This is a genomic window from Mycobacterium sp. C31M, assembly GCF_053345865.1.
Map to the genome: position 1 here is coordinate 217,673 of NZ_JBKFAX010000001.1, position 15,928 is coordinate 233,600.

The following is a 15,928-nucleotide window of genomic DNA, read 5'->3' on the forward strand; positions in this document are numbered from 1 at the left end:
AGTCATGCCAGTCCCCTCACCGTGCGCGTCGGCGGACGCGATCCCTGGATCGACGCGACCATTTCCAGTACGCGTCGAGTGGGACCGACTTCGTGCACCCGAAACATGGCAGCTCCGTCGGCGGCGGCCAGTGCCGTCGCCGCCAGGGTGCCTTCGAGGCGTTCGGTCAGTCCCACACCCAGAGTCTCCCCGACAAAATCCTTGTTGCTCAGGGCCATCAGGACGGGCCATCCCGTGTTTACAAGATCTTTTACATGGCGCAACAAACTAAGACCGTGATGAGTGTTCTTACCGAAATCATGGGTGGGATCGATCACTATCCGGTCCCGCGCGACACCCTTTGCCAGGGCCTGCTCGGCCGCGGCGGTGACCTCCGCGATGACGTCGTCGACGACACCGCGCTCGGTGATCCCGTAGTTGACCCGGAACGGCCGGGTGCGCGGCACCGCTCCGCCGGTATGTGAGCACACCAGCCCCGCGTTGAACTCCGCGGCGACCTCCGGCAGTCCGGGATCGGCGCCGGCCCAGGTGTCGTTGATCAGGTCCGCCCCGGCTGCGCAGGCCTGCTTGGCCACGCCTGCCCGCCAGGTGTCGACGCTGATCAACTGATCCGGGTAGGCGCCGCGCAGCCATTCGATGAACGGCACCACCCGGGCGATCTCCTCGTCGGCGTCGACGGTTTGACCCGGCCCCGCTTTGACCCCGCCGATGTCGATGACATCGGCCCCTTCGGCGATCTTGCGGTGGGTGGCATCCTTGGCGGCCTCATCGGTGAAGGTCGCGCCCCGGTCATAAAAGGAATCAGGGGTGCGGTTGACGATCGCCATGATCAGCGCGCGATCCCCGGAGACCGGGCGCCCGCAGAATGTTCGCGCCTGGCCCTGCGGTGTCGATTGCACACACCCAGGCTATCCCCCGCCCCGCCGGGCATCCCCCGCGACGAAACTCGCGTACCCGGGGTTTGCGCAGCCGGAAACACCCCGGGTACGCGAGTTTCGCCTGTCCAGAACGGGTGCGCGGGCCATCGCGAGGTGTCACCATGATCTTGATTTCTCGACCTCGGCACGGAGGGACAGCATGAAGATGCGCGCGGCACGCATGTACGGCTACCACCAGCCCCTGCGACTGGAAGAGGTCGACGTCCCCCAGATCGGCCCCGAGGAGATCCTGGTCAAGGTCGGCGGCGCCGGTATGTGTCGCACCGACTACCAACTCATCGACGGCTATTTCGATCGCGGGCTGGCGATGGACTACCCGATCACCCCCGGCCACGAGATCGCCGGCTGGGTGGACGGGGTCGGCGCACAGGTACCCGCCGCCGCGGCGCTGTCCGAGGGCGACCAGGTCGTGGTCTTCGGCCCGTGGGGCGACGGTGCGTGCCGGCAGTGCCATGAGGGCAACGAACAGTTGTGCGCGCACGGCACCTGGGCCGGCTTCGGTCTGCACGGTGGCTACCAGGAGTACGTCCCGGTCAACTACCGCTATGTCATCAAGGTGCCGGCCGGCGGAGGTCTGTCACCGGCCAACCTCGCACCGTTGACCGACGCCGGCCTGACGCCCTATCGCGGGCTGCAGAAGCTGCGCGCGGGCGGCCATCTGGGCCCGGGCCGGACGCTGGCCGTCACCGGCATCGGCGGCCTGGGCAGTTATGGGGTGCAGTACGCCAAGCTGCTGGGCGGCGGCGCCACCGTGGTGGCCTTCGGGCGACATGACGAGAAACTGCGCACCGCCGCGGCCACCGGCGCCGATCACGCGATCAACGTGAGCGACAGGTCGAGCGCCGCGGTGGCCGATGAACTCGAAAACCTGACCGGCCGCGGCGAACTGGACGCCGTGCTGGACTGTGCTGGCGCCGAGGAGTCGATTCAGCTCGCCTTCGGCCTGTTGGCCGTCGAGGGTGCGGTCGCATCGGTCGGGCTGATCGGCAACAGGATCGATATCCCGTTGTTCCCGTTGGTGTCCCGCGAATTCACCTACTACGGCTCGTTCTGGGGCAACTTCAACGACCTGACCGAGGTCCTGGCATTGGCCCAGGCCGGGCAGATCACCGACAGCATCACCCAGGTGCGCTGGGAGGACGTCAACGAGACCCTGAACGCCATCGGCCGCGGTGACGTGTTGGGCCGCGCCGTCATCGTCTACGACTAGGACTCTCGGCGAAACCCGCGTACCCGTGGTCGCCAACGTCGGCATCAGCCCGGGTCCGCGAGTTTCGACGCCTTACTTGGGCCGTTTCCCGTCCACGACCTCGTCGATGTACTCCGGATAGAACGGTACGTACCCCTCGCTCTTACCGGCCAGCACGTAGAGCGGATCCTTGACGTCTTCGCCGTAGCCCTGCTTGCGCAGTTCCACCTTCTGGCTCTTGAAGGTCGAGGTGTGCGCCAGTTCGGTGACGATGCGCACGAACAGCGGCACCGCGTAGACGGGCAGATGCGCGTAGGCCGACTTGGCCAGCGCGGCCCCGTCGAATTCCTGGCCCTCTTTGAGTTGTAGCGCCACCATCCCGGCGCGCCCACCGGCGCCGGGCACCTCGACACCGAATACGGTGGCCTCCTCGACCTGGGTGTCCGCCGAGATGGCTGCCTCCACCTCGGTGGTGGCGACGTTCTCGCCCTTCCAGCGGAAGGTGTCACCGAGCCGGTCGGCAAAGGCGGCGTGCCCGAACCCCTGTGACCGCATCAGGTCACCGGTGTTGAACCAGACATCACCGTCCTTGAATGCGTCACGCACCAGCTTCTTCTCCGACGCCGACTTGTCGGTATAACCGTCAAATGGCTGGAAGCTGCTGACCTTGCTCAAGAGCAAGCCCGGCTGCCCCTTTTTCACCTTGCGCAGCCGGCCGTCCGAGGCACGCGCGGGTTCGCCTGACTCCAAGTCGTATTCGACGAAGGCGACCGGGCTGGGGCAGATACCGGTGGATTTCGACACGTTGAACACGTTGACGAATGCCGTGTTTCCCTCACTGGCACCATAGAATTCGCACACCCGCGGGATGCCGAAGCGTTTGGTGAACTGATCCCAGATGGCCGGGCGCAGGCCGTTGCCGACGATCACGCGCACCTTATGCGCCTTGTCGGTGGGCTTGGGTGGCTGGTTGAGCAGGTACCCGCAGATCTCGCCGATGTAGACGAATGCGGTGGCGTCATGCTTGATGACGTCATCCCAGAATCGCGACGCCGAGAACGACTTCCCCAGGGCCAGTGCGGCTCCCGCGTTGAGTGCCGAGCCGACCGACACCGTCAACGCATTGTTGTGGTACAGCGGCAGGCAGCAGTACAGGGTGTCATTGCTGTTGAGCCGCAGGCCGAGTCCGCCGAACCCGGCCAGCGCGCGCAGCCAGCGGTAGTGCGTCATGACGCTGGCCTTCGGCATGCCGGTGGTGCCCGAGGTGAAGATGAAGAAGGCCTTGTCCTTGGCCAGCACCGCCGCGGTGGCGGGCGGGTTGGTGGTCGGCGCCGTGGTGGCGGACTGACGCAGCTCCTCCAGCGTCATCAGTCCCGTTGTCTGCACCCCACTTTCGGTGATCGGCTCGACCAGGTCGGATTCGGCGATGATGGCCTTGGCGTCCAGCAGACCGATGCTATGGGCCAGCACCTTGCCGCGCTGATGGTAGTTCAACATGCCGGCGGTCGCGCCACACTTGACGGTGGCCAGCATCAGCAGCACCGAATCCGGGGAGTTGCGCAACATGATGCCGACGACGTCGCCGTGGCCGACACCACGGGCGGCCAGCACCGCTGCATAACGGTTGACGGTCTCGTTGGCCTTGCGGTAGGTGATCTGCTCGTCTTCGAACTTGATGAACACCTTGTCGCCGTACTGGGCGGCGCGCTCCTGGAAGACTTTGCCGATGGAGGTCTTGGCCGTCGGCCGGGCGCCCATCCCGGTCAGCACACCGCGAACGATCGCGGGTGCATCGAAAATCAGGCCGGGAATCTTGGTGGCGATGTCGAGCAGGCCCACGCTGGTGCGCGTTGTGTCGTCACTCATGCCCATCAACCCTAGTGACCGGGGCTACACGCGCTGAGAGCCGTCTCAACATCGGCGGTCACCACCAGCCGATCCAGGGCGCGCTCACCCACATAGCCGCTGTCGACCAATCCACGCAGCCAGGTCAGCAAGCCGTCGTAATGGCCGAACGGGTCCAGCATGACGATCGGCTTGTCGTGCATGCCGAGGTAGCCGGCGGTCCACGCTTCGAAGAACTCCTCCAGCGTGCCGATGCCGCCGGGCAGCGCGATGAAGGCGTCGGCACGGTCCTCCATCACCTGTTTGCGTTCCCGCATGGTGTCGGTGACCACCAGCTCATCGGCTTCCACATCGGCGAGCTCACGGTGCACCAGAGCTTTGGGGATGACGCCGATGGTGCGTCCGTTGTGTTGGCGGGCGCCGCCGGCGACTGCCCCCATGGCCGAGACGTTGCCACCGCCGGACACCAGGGTCCAGCCGCGATCGGCGATGGCGCGACCCACATCGCCGGCGAGTTTGAGCAGTTCGGGATCGATGGGGCCGGACGCGCAGTAGACGCACACGGCCCACGGGCTGGTTTCGGGCACAGATAGACCGTACCGGGGTTCCGCCGTGACTCATCGCCGATCGGTTTTGCCGAGCGAAGCACCGAGAATGCGACACCCGCCCGATGCACTCGGCCAGACTTCCCCTGGCCACAATTATCGAGTCACAGCTAACTAAATTTAGTAGCTGAAAATCGTACCCAATTGCGTCGCCGAGTTCGACTCAGATCGTTTGCAGCATCTTCACAGGAGATCTGAACATACAGCTGATGAATCGGGACGACAATTGACCGGGTGCGCTATTCAATTACATAAAACGGTTCGGCGCACATTCAAGATCAAAGCGTACTCTCGAAACTGGCAAATCCTCCGCAGATTGGGCCACGCTATGAAGAAGATCATCCTCGGCGCTGCTGTCGCCGCCATCACCGCGGGCACGCTCATCACGGCACCGCTGGCTCAGGCCGAGCCGGAACCCGACCCGGAAGAACCCGGCCTGGTAAGTCCCATCCCGTTCCCGTTCCCGATACCGTTCCCGCGTCTGACGGGCGAACCGCGTTACGGACCGCAGGGAAGCAGCCTGGAGAGTCCGGGTGTCCAGTCGGTGCGGTCGGCCTACTCGATCCCGGCGTCGAACCCCACCGCCTGACGCGGTACCCGTTGTCGAACGATCGGCCCTGACCGGCCGGCCGTTCGCCATACACTGCCGCTGTGCCGGATCTGGTCGACGCCGCCGCCGATGCGCTGGGCCGTGGCGAGCTGTCGACGGCCGAAGAACAGGCCCGCCGCGCCCTCGCGGACGGCGAATCGCTGGCGGCCCGACTGACGTTGGCGCAGGCATTGGCCTGGCAGGGCCGCGGCCCGGATGCCGATGCGGTCCTCGGCGCGGTGGACCCCGCAACGCTGGCCGATGAGGACCTGATCGCCTGGGCACTGCCGCGGGCGGCCAATCAGTTCTGGATGCTCGATCAGCCCGAACGGGCGACCGCATTCCTGCGGTCGGTCCGTGGCCGGCTGTCCTCGGCCGTCACGGTTGATGCGCTGCTGTGCACCTTCGCGATGAATGCGGGCAACACCGAGCGGGCGATGGACCTCGCCGAGTCGGTGCTGGCCTCGGATACGGCCGACGATCGCGCGGTCGGCTGGGCGGCGGCCGCGGGGGCACTGTCGGCGGCCCGGATGGGCAGTTTCGCCGCGGTAGACGGATTCGCGACGCGGGCTCGGGATGCCGGGCATCCCGGTGTGCTGCGGTTCACGACGGCCTTCGGCCAGACGACGGCACTGATGCTTGCCGGACAACTCGACGGCGCGGAATCGCTGGCCCGGTCCCTGGTCGCCGACGACGGGCCGTCCCGGGCCGTCGGCCTGCTGCTGGTCGCCGATGTGCTGTTGGCCCGCGGAAACCTGGACGAGGCGATCGGCATGCTGCGCGAGTCGGCGGCGGCATTGTCGGTGACCGGATACTCGTGGGGACCGCTGGCGTGGATGCTGTCGGCACAGGCACTGGGCCAGCGCGGGTCGGCGGTGGACGCGGGAAAGGCCTTGTGGCGAGCCGAATCCCGGCATGGGTTGAAGTCGATGCTGTTCGCACCGGAGTTGTTCCTGGCCAAGGCGTGGACCGGTGCGGCACGACGCGACCCAGTGGGCGCGATCGGCGCGGCTCGGGAGGCGTCGCGAGCCGCTCTGCGTGGCGGGCAGAACGCTGTGGCGCTGCGCGCACTGCACGATGCGGTGCGACTGGGCGACACTCGGGCCGCCGAGGTGATCGCCGGACTGGATTGTGACTGCGCCTTCGGCCGACTGGCCGCCGAACATGCGCGCGCGCTGGCGGTGCACGACGGCCCCGGGCTCGACTCGGTGGCCGAACGTTTCGACCGGCTCGGCTGGGGCGCGGCGGCCCGCGATGCCGCCCGGCAGGCGCAGGACTGCAGGTGACCCCACGGAATTGCCGATCCGGCGGGCCGCTGACCGGCCATAGAATCGAGCACGTACCGAAACGGGGGCCAACATGTCGGATCCGCTCTACGTCCAGACCGACGGAGTGCGCAATTACTCGCAGATCCACTCGGATGTGCAATCCGGCCTGTCCGGGCTGACCGCACCCCAAGGCACCGGCGTCCAGAACAGCCACGGGGCCATCGCGTCGGCGGTCAGCACCGCGTTGGGCGGGGTACTCAGCGGTCGCGGTAGCACCATGGGCGTGACCTCGACGTCGGCCGCCACCATCTCCGACCTGCTGCAGAAGGCGGCACACGCCTATGCCGGTGGTGACGAGGAGGGCGGACGCCGGCTCAAGGCGGCCGCCGACGCGTTGGAGGGCAACGGCCAGTCCGGTTCGACGGGCGGCGCCGCGGGGTCGAGCGGGTCGGCAGCCGGAGCCGGTGGTGACATGGCCGGCCAGATGGGCCAGATCATGGGCCAGGTGGGCCAGCAGGTCGGCCAGCTGGCGTCTTCGATCGCCCAACCGCTACAGGGTCTCACCCAGGGCTTGCAGCAGGTTCCGCAGCAGATCATGCAGGCGGCCCAACAAGCGGCCCAGGCCGCGCAGGCGGGCAAGCTGCCCGGCGCCGAGAAGGCTGTCGAGGGTGAGCGCGACGAGCGACCCGAACGCGGCGAACGCGGCGAACGCGATGAGAAGCGCGAGAAGGACGACACCGCGACGCCGGTAGAGGCCACCGAGGCGCAGGCCGGAGAGGGCGGCTCCGGCCGGGCGCCGGTCGAGGCCGCGCCGCCGGCCCAGCCCGCGCCGACCCGACCCCAGGTCGACTAAACCGTCGCGAGTACCCCGTCGGCGAGCCGCAACCGCCGCTGGATGCCGATCTCGGCCAGAAAGGTCTCGTCGTGGCTGACCACGACGAAGGCGCCCCGATAGGCATGCAACGCCGACTCCAGCTGCTTTACGCTGGCCAGGTCGAGGTTGTTGGTCGGCTCGTCGAGCAACAGCAACTGCGGGGCGGGCTCGGCGAACAGCACGCAGGCCAGCGTCGCCCGCAGCCGCTCCCCGCCTGACAGCGCACCGACCGGCAACTCGATGCGATCCCCTCGGAACAGGAACTGCGCCAACAGATGCCGCCGCCGAGTGATCGACAGTCCGGGTGCGGCCGACGCCAGGCAGTCGGCCACCGACAGCCGCTCGTCGAGCAGGTCGAGACGCTGCGACAGGTACGCGACGCGCCCATCGCCACGCGCGACCGTGCCGGCGTCGGGCTGCAGATCGCCGGAGATGATCCGCAACAGGGTGGATTTCCCGACGCCGTTGGCACCGGTCAAGGCGATCCGCTCCGGGCCCCGGATGTCCACATCCAGATCGGCGAAAACCCTTGTCGACAAACCTGCCCCGCTGAACACGATCCGCCCCGCAGGCACCTCGGTGTCAGGCAGGTCGAGGGCCAGTAGGTCGTCGTAGCGCAGCGCCCGTTCGGCCTCATCGAGCCGATCCCGGGCGTCGCCGACGCGTCGGGCATGCACATCGTCGGTCTTGGCCGCGGACTGCTGGGCATCTCGTTTCAGCTTTCCGGCAACGATTTTCGGAAGGCCGGCGTCCTTCAGATTGCGCTTGGCCGTTGCTGCCCGCTTGTCGGCGCGCTCACGAGCCTGCTGCATCTGCTGTTTATGGCGTTTGAGATCCTGCTCGGCATTGCGGATATTGCTCTCGGCGAGTTCCTGGGCTGCCTGCACCGCGTCCTGGTAGGCCGTGAAGCCACCCCCGTAGAGGCTGATCTCACCACCGCGCAGCTCCGTGATCGCGTCCATGCGGTCCAGCAGCACCCGGTCATGACTGACCACCAACAAGGTTCCACCAAAATCGTCCAGTGCCGAGTAAAGCCGTTGCCGTGCATCGGCATCCAGATTATTGGTCGGCTCGTCGAGCAGCAGCACGTCGGGGCGGCGCAACAACTCGGCGGTCAGCCCGAGCGACACCACCTGCCCGCCGGAAAGCGTCGACAACCGGCGGTCGAGCTCGAGGTCGTTCAAGCCCAGCCGGTCGAGTTGCGCGCGGGATCGCTCGGCAATGTCCCAGTCGTCACCGATGGTGTTGAACACCGCCTCGCCGGCGTCACCGGCGGCCAGCGCATCGAGTGCCGCGACCACGGGTGTCACGCCGAGCACATCGGACACGGTGTGCTCGGCCAGAAACGGCAGATTCTGTGGCAGATAGCCGAGTACGCCGTCGACCGAAACGGTGCCCGCCGAGGGCGTCAGGTCGCCGGCGATCAACCGCAGCAACGTGCTCTTACCGGCACCGTTCGGCGCCACCAGGCCGATATGTCCCCGCCCGAAGCTGCAGGACAGGTCGGTGAACACGGCGGTGTCATCGGGCCAGGAGAACGACAGGTCAGAACAGACCACGGAAAAACGGGAAGACATGCGGGAACTCCGGAAGAAGAGAGGACGGATTCACGACAGCACAGATCTCGGGATCTACCCGGAGATGTCGTCGATTCCCAGCACGATGACCACGATACCGATCGGGTCAAGCGGTTAAATACGCCCGCAGCGTCTCGGCGGTCGCGGTGATGGCGGTGACGTCGACGTTCTCGTCCACCTTGTGCGCCAGGTTCGGGTCACCCGGACCGTAGTTGACCGCGGCGATGCCCAACGCGGCGAAGCGGGCCACATCGGTCCAGCCGTACTTGGCGCGCACCGCTCCCCCGGCCGCGGCGATCAGTGCGGCGGCCGCCGGATTGGCCAACCCCGGCAGCGCGCCGGCGGCGGCGTCGGTGGTCTCACAGGTGACGTCGAGACCGTCGAGCACCTCGTGCACATGCGCGACGGCCTGCTCGACGCTGCGGTCCGGGGCGAACCGGAAGTTCACCGTCACCGACGCCGCATCCGGGATCACATTGCCGGCGATACCACCGTCGATGCGCACCGCGGACAGGCCTTCGCGGTACACACACCCATCGATGTCCACGCTGCGAGCCTCATAACGCGACAACCGGTCGAGTACCGCCCCCAGCTTGTGTATGGCGTTGTCCCCCAGCCAGGATCGCGCCGAGTGTGCACGTGTCCCGGTCGCGCGTACGACGATCCGGATGGTGCCCTGGCAACCCGCCTCGATGAATCCGCCGGACGGCTCACCGAGGATCGCGACATCGGCGGCCAGCCAGTCCGGCAGCTCACGCTCGATGCGCCCCAGCCCGTTGGCGCTGGACTCGATCTCCTCGCAGTCGTACATGACCAGGGTCAGGTCATGGCGCGGTTCGGCAATCGTGGCGGCCAGGTGCAGGAAGACGGCGTCACCGGACTTCATGTCCGAGGTACCGCAGCCGTACATGAGCGGGCCCTCGATACGGCTGGGCAGATTGTCCGCCGCCGGGACGGTGTCGGTGTGCCCGGCCAGCAGAACCCGGGATTGCCTGCCCAGATTCGTCCGGGCCAGCACCGCGTCACCGTTACGGATCACCTCGAAGTGCGGGGCCTGTGCGCGCAGGGCGGACTCGATCTCGTCGGCGATACGCTGTTCGTGGCGCGACTCGCTGGGGATGTCCACCAGCGCCGCGGTCAGTGCGATCGGATCGGCGCGCAGGTCTAGCCCCATGACGGTCAACCGTAGTCCAGTAACGTAGGGCCACGTGACTGCCGCATCTGGCGTCGGCCTGGCCACCATCGCCGCCGACGGAACCGTCCTGGATACCTGGTTTCCGAACCCCGAACTGACCGGCGACGGCAGCACCGGCACGGTGCGCCTGTCGGTCGCCGAGCTGACCGATGCGCTGACCGCGCTGACCGGCCCCGATATCGATCGCGATGTCGAGATCGTCGCGGTGCGCACCAACATCGCCTCGCTCGACGACAAGCCCGTCGACACTTATGACGCCTACCTGCGGCTGCACCTGCTGAGCCATCGGCTGACCAAACCGCACGAGGCCAATCTGGACGGCATCTTCGGTCTGCTCGCCAATGTGGTGTGGACCAACTTCGGGCCGGCCCCGGTCGAGGGCTTCGAGCTGGTCCGGGCCAAGCTGCGCAGCCGCGGCGCCGTCGCGGTGTACGGGGTGGACAAGTTCCCCCGGATGGTCGACTACGTGCTGCCCACCGGCGTGCGAATCGCCGACGCCGACCGGGTCCGCCTCGGTGCCCATCTGGCCACCGGCACCACGGTGATGCACGAGGGTTTCGTGAACTTCAACGCCGGCACCCTGGGTAACTCCATGGTCGAGGGCCGGATTTCGGCCGGTGTGGTTGTCGACGACGGCTCCGATGTCGGCGGCGGCGCGTCCATCATGGGCACGCTGTCCGGTGGTGGCAAAGAGGTCATCTCGATCGGTAAGCGCTGCCTACTGGGCGCCAACGCCGGCGTGGGCATCTCGCTGGGCGACGACTGCGTCGTCGAGGCCGGCCTCTATGTCACCGGCGGCACCAAGGTCACCACGGCGGACGGGCAGACCGTCAAGGCCAAGGAGCTGTCCGGGTCGAACAACCTGCTGTTCCGTCGCAACTCGGTGTCCGGCGCGGTCGAGGTCGTCAAGCGTGACGGCACCGGCATAACGCTGAACGAGGCCCTGCACGCCAACTGATCGTCGCGGTCGGTCAGAGGATGCAGAACTCGTTGCCCTCCGGGTCTGCCAGCACAACCCAACTCTGCTCCCCCTGCCCTATGTCGACGCGGGTGGCGCCCAGCCCGATCAACCGTTCGACCTCGGCGGCCTGATCCTCGGGGGTGAAGTCCAGGTGCACCCGGTTCTTGACCACCTTGGCGTCGGGCACCGCGAGGAACAGCAATTCGGTGCCCTGGCCCGGTGGGGGTGTCACGAACGCGTCACCGTCGGAGTCGACGCGCGTGGGCCAGCCGAGGACCTCGGACCACCACTTGGCCAGGGCTTCGGGATCTCGCGCGTCGACGGCAATCTGACTCAAAATCAAGCTCATCGGTCGACTCCCACACTCGCTCCGGCCCTCGCTCGTCCCTCGCTGCGATCCTCACTCGCGTCCGTCTCCGGGCTCATCGGTCGACTCCCACACTCGCTCCGGCCCTCGCTCGTCCCTCGCTGCGATCCTCACTCGCGTCCGTCTCCGGGCTCACTTCGCCAGCTCCTTCTTGAGCACCTTGCCCATCGCGTTGCGCGGCAGACTGTCCACGATCCGCACCTCGCGTGGACGTTTGTGCGCCGAAAGCTGCTTTGCCACATACTGAATCAACTCATCCGGATCGGCCGAACCGACGACGAAGGCAACGATCCGCTGGCCCAGATCGGCATCGGTCACCCCGACCACCGCGACCTCGTCGACCCCGTCGTGGCCGAGCAGCACGGTCTCGATCTCTCCCGCGCCGATCCGGTACCCACCGGACTTGATCAGATCCACCGATTCGCGACCGACGATGCGGTGCATCCCGTCGGCGTCGATCACCGCGACATCGCCGGTGCGGAACCAGCCCTCGGAGTCGAAGGCCTCCGCGGTGGCATCCGGCCGGTTGAGGTAACCACCGAACACGGTGGGGCCCTTGAGCTGCAGTTGCCCGATGGTCTCACCGTCATGCGGCACCAGAGCACCATCGTCATCGACCAGGCGGGTCTGCACACCGTCGATCGGCAACCCGACCCAACCCGGGCGGCGCTCCCCATCCGCCCTGGTGCTCAACGTGATCAGCGATTCGGTGCTGCCGTATCGCTCCACCGGCGCATGACCGGTCAGCCGCACCAGGTCGTCGAACACCGGCACCGGCAGCGCCGCGCTGCCCGATACCAGCAGCCGCGCACCTGACAATGCCCGGGCGGATTCCTCATCGGCGGCCACCCGCGACCACACCGTCGGCACCCCGAAGTACAGCGAGCCACCGGCCGCGGCATAGCCGGTCGGTGACGGCTTTCCGGTGTGCACGAACCGGTTTCCGATCCGCAGCGATCCGAGCAGCCCCAGCACCAGTCCGTGCACGTGGAACAACGGCAGACCGTGCACCAGGGTGTCCTCGGCGGTCCACTGCCAGGCCTGGGCCAGCGCGTCGATATCGGCGGCGATGGCCTGGCGGCTGATCGTGACACCCTTGGGCAGCCCGGTGGTACCCGAGGTGTACATGATGATGGCGGTGGCATCGGGCGCCGGCTCGGCGTAGCGGTGCCAGGACCGGGCGTGCATACGCACCGGAATATGCGGCAGCCCTTCATCTTCGGCCGGCAGCTCGCCCAGCCAGGCCTGCGCGCCCGAATCGGTGAGCAGATGCGCACGTTCGGTGGCCCCCACATCGGGCGGCACCGGCACGAAGGGCACCCCGGCGATCAGGCAACCGACGACCGCGAGCACCGTCGTCGCGGTCGGGGTGGCCAGGATCGCCACCCGCTGCGCCCGCGCCACCCGCTCGCCGACCGAGGTGCCCGCACCCACCAGATCACTGCGGCTCAGGGTCACACCGTCGATACGCACCGCGTCGGACAGGTCGTGCCCGGCGGCGACCGCGGCCGGGTCAAGCGAGGTCAGCAACACCGTGCTGAGGCTACTCTTGGCCCATGGCCCGGATCGAACGGATGTCCAGTCGTGAGGTGTACCGCAACAACTGGATGACGGTGCGCGAGGACGCCATCCGCAGGCCCGACGGCAGCGAAGGCATCTACGGCGTCATCGACAAGCCGACCTACGCCCTGGTCGTCGCCCGCGACGGTGACCGGTTCCACCTCGTCGAACAGTTCCGTTACCCGATTGGGTTGCGGCGCTGGGAGTTCCCACAGGGCACCGCACCCGACCTGGCCGATCTGGAGCCGGCCGATCTGGCCGCTCGCGAACTGCGTGAGGAGACCGGCCTGCGGGCCGAATCCCTGGTCCGGCTGGGCCAACTCGATGTGGCCCCCGGGATGAGCAGCCAGCGGGGCTGGGTGTTCCTGGCCACCGGACTCAGCGAGGGTGAGCACGAACGTGAGCACGAAGAGCAGGACATGCACAGCGACTGGTTCACCGGCGCCCAGATCGAGCAGATGATCCGCGGCGGCCAGATCACCGATGCCCAGACGATCGCGGCCTGGGCCATGGTGTTGCTGGCCGGGCGGGATTGAAACCCTGCCGCGCGTCACAATGTGATCTCTAATTGACGCACCGGATATGACGACCCGTAGTTTTGGCGGAACCCGCAGTTACGGTTGGTTACAGCTGATTCCGCGACTGAATAGGGAAAGGGATGTTGGTCCGTCGACTCTGTGCCGCGCTGGCCGCCCTCTTGGTGGCCGGTCTCGTTCCGGCGCCCTCGGCAGCCGCGGCTACACAGCTCAACGGCCGCTATCACGTCATCAGCTACGCATCTCAGAAGAACGGCACCAGCGTGGCCGCCCGGCAGCCCGAGGGTGATCTCAGCGCCGTCTACACCTTCGCCACGGCATGCGGCAGCACCTGCGTGGCCACGGTCGTCGACGGGCCCGCGCCGACCAACCCGACCATCCCGCAGCCGCAGCGCTACACCTTCAGCGCCGGCAAGTGGACGTTCAGCTACAACTGGCAGTGGGAGTGCTTCCGCGGCGACGGTGTGCCCCGGGTGTACAGCCCGGCGCAGTCATGGGTCACCTACACCCCGCAGCCCGACGGTTCACTGCAGGGCAGTTGGTACACCGATATCCTGAGCGGGCCGTGCCGCGGCAACGTGTTGATCCCGGCGGCGGCCTTCCCCGCACCCTGACGCCGTAATCCGGCCGACACCGCGACGGAAAACTGCCGAAACTTACCTCTCCGAAGATGTGCGGATGGCAGTGCAAACGCCCCCCGCCGTCCGCCCCGTCGATGAGATCCCCCCGCTGAAACGGTTGCTGCCCCTGGGCATCCAGCACGTGCTCGCGATGTACGCCGGCGCGGTCGCGGTCCCGCTGATCGTCGGCGGTGCGATGGTCGGCGCGGGCCAATTGCAGCAGTCCGACATCGTGCACCTCATCATGGCCGACCTCTTCGTCGCCGGTATCGCGACGATCATCCAGGCCGTCGGGTTCTGGCGGTTCGGCGTCCGGCTGCCGCTGATGCAGGGTGTCACCTTCGCGGCCGTCGGCCCGATGATCACCATCGGCATCAACCACGGTGTCACCACCATCTATGGTTCGGTGATCGCCTGTGGCCTGTTCATGATGCTGCTGGCGCCAGTGTTCGGGAAGCTGATCCGGTTCTTCCCACCGCTGGTCACCGGCACGATCATCCTGATCATCGGGGTGTCGCTGATGCGGGTGGCCGCCGGTTGGTTCGGTGGCGGCACCGCCACCGGTGCAGACTTCGGCTCCCCCGCCGCCATCGGGATGGGCTTCTTCACCCTCATCGTCATTATCCTGATCGAGCGCTTCGCACCCGAGGGCCTACGCCGGGTGTCGATCCTGCTCGGCCTGCTCATCGGCACCGTGGTGGCCATCCCGTTCGGCATGACCAACTGGGAGCACATGGGTGACTACAACTGGGTCGGCTTCGTCACGCCGTTCCAGTTCGGGATGCCGGCCTTCGAGATCAGCTCCATCATCGCGTTGCTGATCGTGGGCATCGTGATCATGACCGAGACGACCGGCGACATCGTCGCCGTCGGCGAGATCGTGGACGAGAAGATCACCCCGCAGAAGCTGGCCGACGGGCTGCGTGCCGACGGGCTGGGCACCGTCATCGGCGGCGTCTTCAACACCTTCCCGTACACGGCCTTCGCACAGAATGTCGGGCTGGTCGCCATCACCGGTGTGCGGACCCGGCACGTGGCGACCGTGGCCGGCATCATCCTGGTCCTGCTGGGACTGTTGCCGAAGATGGCCGCCGTGGTCGAGGGCATTCCGCTGCCCGTGCTCGGCGGCGCTGGTGTCGCGCTGTTCGGCATGGTCGCGGCCAGCGGTGTGCGCACCCTGACCAAGGTGAAGTTCACCAACACCAACATCCTGGTGGTCGCCATCTCGGTCGGTGTGGCGATGCTGACCGAAGCCAAGCTGTACTACACCAATCGCACCCTGGGCGACAGCCCGGTGAATGTCTCGCTCGACCTGTATCACCAGTTCCCGGACTGGTTCCAGACCATCTTCCACTCGGGCATCTCGGCCGGTGCGCTGACCGCCATCCTGCTGAACCTGCTGCTCAACAGCCGCGGCGGTGCGGACGACGAAGGTGATCTGGCCGCCCACGACGCTCCGCGCGGCGCGTTGCCCGATCCGCTGGACGCGCTGCGCGCGGCCGATCCGTCGACCCCGCCGGAGCGGCTGCGTCAGCTCGCCGAGGATCGACCCGAACTGCGCACCATCATCGTCACCAACCCGTCCACGGACAAGGACACCTACGCCTGGATCTGTGAGCAGGGTGACGAGCAGGTCACCGCGGTATGCCAGAAGTGGGATGAGGTCACCGAGGGCCGGTTCTCAACCCGCGGCGGCTGATACCTCCCGGCGATTAGCGCACATCCAGTAACACTCAGGGTTACTGGATGTGCGCAAATCGACGGGTGAACGATGACTTTCGGCGCCGGACCTGGTCGACACCGG

14 protein-coding genes and 1 pseudogene are annotated in these 15,928 nt (G+C 67.2%); 8 read left to right on the plus strand and 7 right to left on the minus strand.

Annotation, left to right across the window (positions count from 1 at the left end; translation table 11 throughout):
- Positions 1-2 precede the first annotated feature (2 nt).
- Positions 3-827, minus strand: a complete 825-nt coding sequence (gene folP / locus ACLBYA_RS01010; protein WP_447707767.1) for a dihydropteroate synthase — start codon at positions 825-827, stop codon at positions 3-5.
- Positions 828-1,077: 250 nt separating this feature from the next.
- Between folP and ACLBYA_RS01015 the strand changes: the two genes are divergently transcribed.
- Positions 1,078-2,148, plus strand: a complete 1,071-nt coding sequence (locus tag ACLBYA_RS01015) for an NAD(P)-dependent alcohol dehydrogenase (RefSeq protein ID WP_447707488.1) — start codon at positions 1,078-1,080, stop codon at positions 2,146-2,148.
- Positions 2,149-2,220: 72 nt separating this feature from the next.
- On the opposite strand, the gene fadD6 is transcribed toward ACLBYA_RS01015, so the two are convergent.
- Positions 2,221-3,993 (minus strand): long-chain-acyl-CoA synthetase FadD6, encoded by a 1,773-nt coding sequence (gene fadD6, locus ACLBYA_RS01020; protein WP_447707489.1) that lies wholly within the window; start codon positions 3,991-3,993, stop codon positions 2,221-2,223.
- A gap of 11 nt (positions 3,994-4,004) precedes the next feature.
- Complete coding sequence (locus tag ACLBYA_RS01025) at positions 4,005-4,559, minus strand: LOG family protein (RefSeq protein ID WP_447707490.1); 555 nt, start codon at positions 4,557-4,559, stop codon at positions 4,005-4,007.
- A gap of 346 nt (positions 4,560-4,905) precedes the next feature.
- Between ACLBYA_RS01025 and ACLBYA_RS01030 the strand changes: the two genes are divergently transcribed.
- The 3 genes and pseudogenes from ACLBYA_RS01030 (at position 4,906) to ACLBYA_RS01040 (ending at position 7,287) form a co-directional block, all read left to right on the plus strand.
- Positions 4,906-5,166 carry a hypothetical protein gene (locus ACLBYA_RS01030; RefSeq protein WP_447707491.1) on the plus strand — a complete coding sequence of 87 codons (261 nt, stop codon included), beginning with the start codon at positions 4,906-4,908 and terminating at the stop codon, positions 5,164-5,166.
- Positions 5,167-5,234: 68 nt separating this feature from the next.
- Positions 5,235-6,452 (plus strand): annotated as a pseudogene (locus tag ACLBYA_RS01035) (AAA family ATPase); the annotation flags it as partial.
- A 73-nt stretch (positions 6,453-6,525) separates the two neighbouring features.
- Entirely contained in the window at positions 6,526-7,287 is a 762-nt protein-coding gene (locus ACLBYA_RS01040) for an ESX-1 secretion-associated protein (RefSeq protein ID WP_447707492.1), read from the plus strand.
- Here ACLBYA_RS01040 and ACLBYA_RS01045 read toward each other — a convergent pair.
- Both ACLBYA_RS01045 and dapE read right to left on the minus strand, forming a co-directional pair.
- The gene (locus ACLBYA_RS01045; RefSeq protein ID WP_447707493.1) at positions 7,284-8,885 is read right to left on the minus strand and encodes an ABC-F family ATP-binding cassette domain-containing protein; all 1,602 of its coding nucleotides are present in this window, start codon (positions 8,883-8,885) and stop codon (positions 7,284-7,286) included. The two genes, ACLBYA_RS01040 and ACLBYA_RS01045, sit on opposite strands and share 4 nt — an antisense overlap.
- Before the next feature lie 106 nt (positions 8,886-8,991).
- Positions 8,992-10,059 carry a succinyl-diaminopimelate desuccinylase gene (gene dapE / locus ACLBYA_RS01050; RefSeq protein WP_447707494.1) on the minus strand — a complete coding sequence of 356 codons (1,068 nt, stop codon included), beginning with the start codon at positions 10,057-10,059 and terminating at the stop codon, positions 8,992-8,994.
- A gap of 34 nt (positions 10,060-10,093) precedes the next feature.
- Here dapE and dapD point away from each other — a divergent pair, with 34 nt between their 5' ends.
- Positions 10,094-11,038, plus strand: a complete 945-nt coding sequence (gene dapD, locus ACLBYA_RS01055; RefSeq protein WP_447707495.1) for a 2,3,4,5-tetrahydropyridine-2,6-dicarboxylate N-succinyltransferase — start codon at positions 10,094-10,096, stop codon at positions 11,036-11,038.
- A gap of 13 nt (positions 11,039-11,051) precedes the next feature.
- Here dapD and ACLBYA_RS01060 read toward each other — a convergent pair whose 3' ends face one another.
- Positions 11,052-11,390 (minus strand): VOC family protein, encoded by a 339-nt coding sequence (locus ACLBYA_RS01060; protein ID WP_447707496.1) that lies wholly within the window; start codon positions 11,388-11,390, stop codon positions 11,052-11,054.
- A 150-nt stretch (positions 11,391-11,540) separates the two neighbouring features.
- A complete protein-coding gene (locus ACLBYA_RS01065) occupies positions 11,541-12,941 on the minus strand; it encodes an acyl-CoA synthetase (protein WP_447707497.1) in 1,401 nt (466 codons plus the stop codon).
- Positions 12,942-12,964: 23 nt separating this feature from the next.
- Here ACLBYA_RS01065 and ACLBYA_RS01070 point away from each other — a divergent pair, with 23 nt between their 5' ends.
- The 3 genes from ACLBYA_RS01070 (at position 12,965) to ACLBYA_RS01080 (ending at position 15,823) form a co-directional block, all read left to right on the plus strand.
- Positions 12,965-13,504, plus strand: a complete 540-nt coding sequence (locus tag ACLBYA_RS01070; protein WP_447707498.1) for an NUDIX domain-containing protein — start codon at positions 12,965-12,967, stop codon at positions 13,502-13,504.
- Positions 13,505-13,626: 122 nt separating this feature from the next.
- Positions 13,627-14,118, plus strand: coding sequence for an Rv2253 family sensor-like surface protein (locus ACLBYA_RS01075; RefSeq protein WP_447707499.1), 492 nt, complete (start codon positions 13,627-13,629; stop codon positions 14,116-14,118).
- A gap of 64 nt (positions 14,119-14,182) precedes the next feature.
- Complete coding sequence (locus ACLBYA_RS01080; protein WP_447707500.1) at positions 14,183-15,823, plus strand: nucleobase:cation symporter-2 family protein; 1,641 nt, start codon at positions 14,183-14,185, stop codon at positions 15,821-15,823.
- The last annotated feature ends 105 nt before the right edge of the window (positions 15,824-15,928 follow it).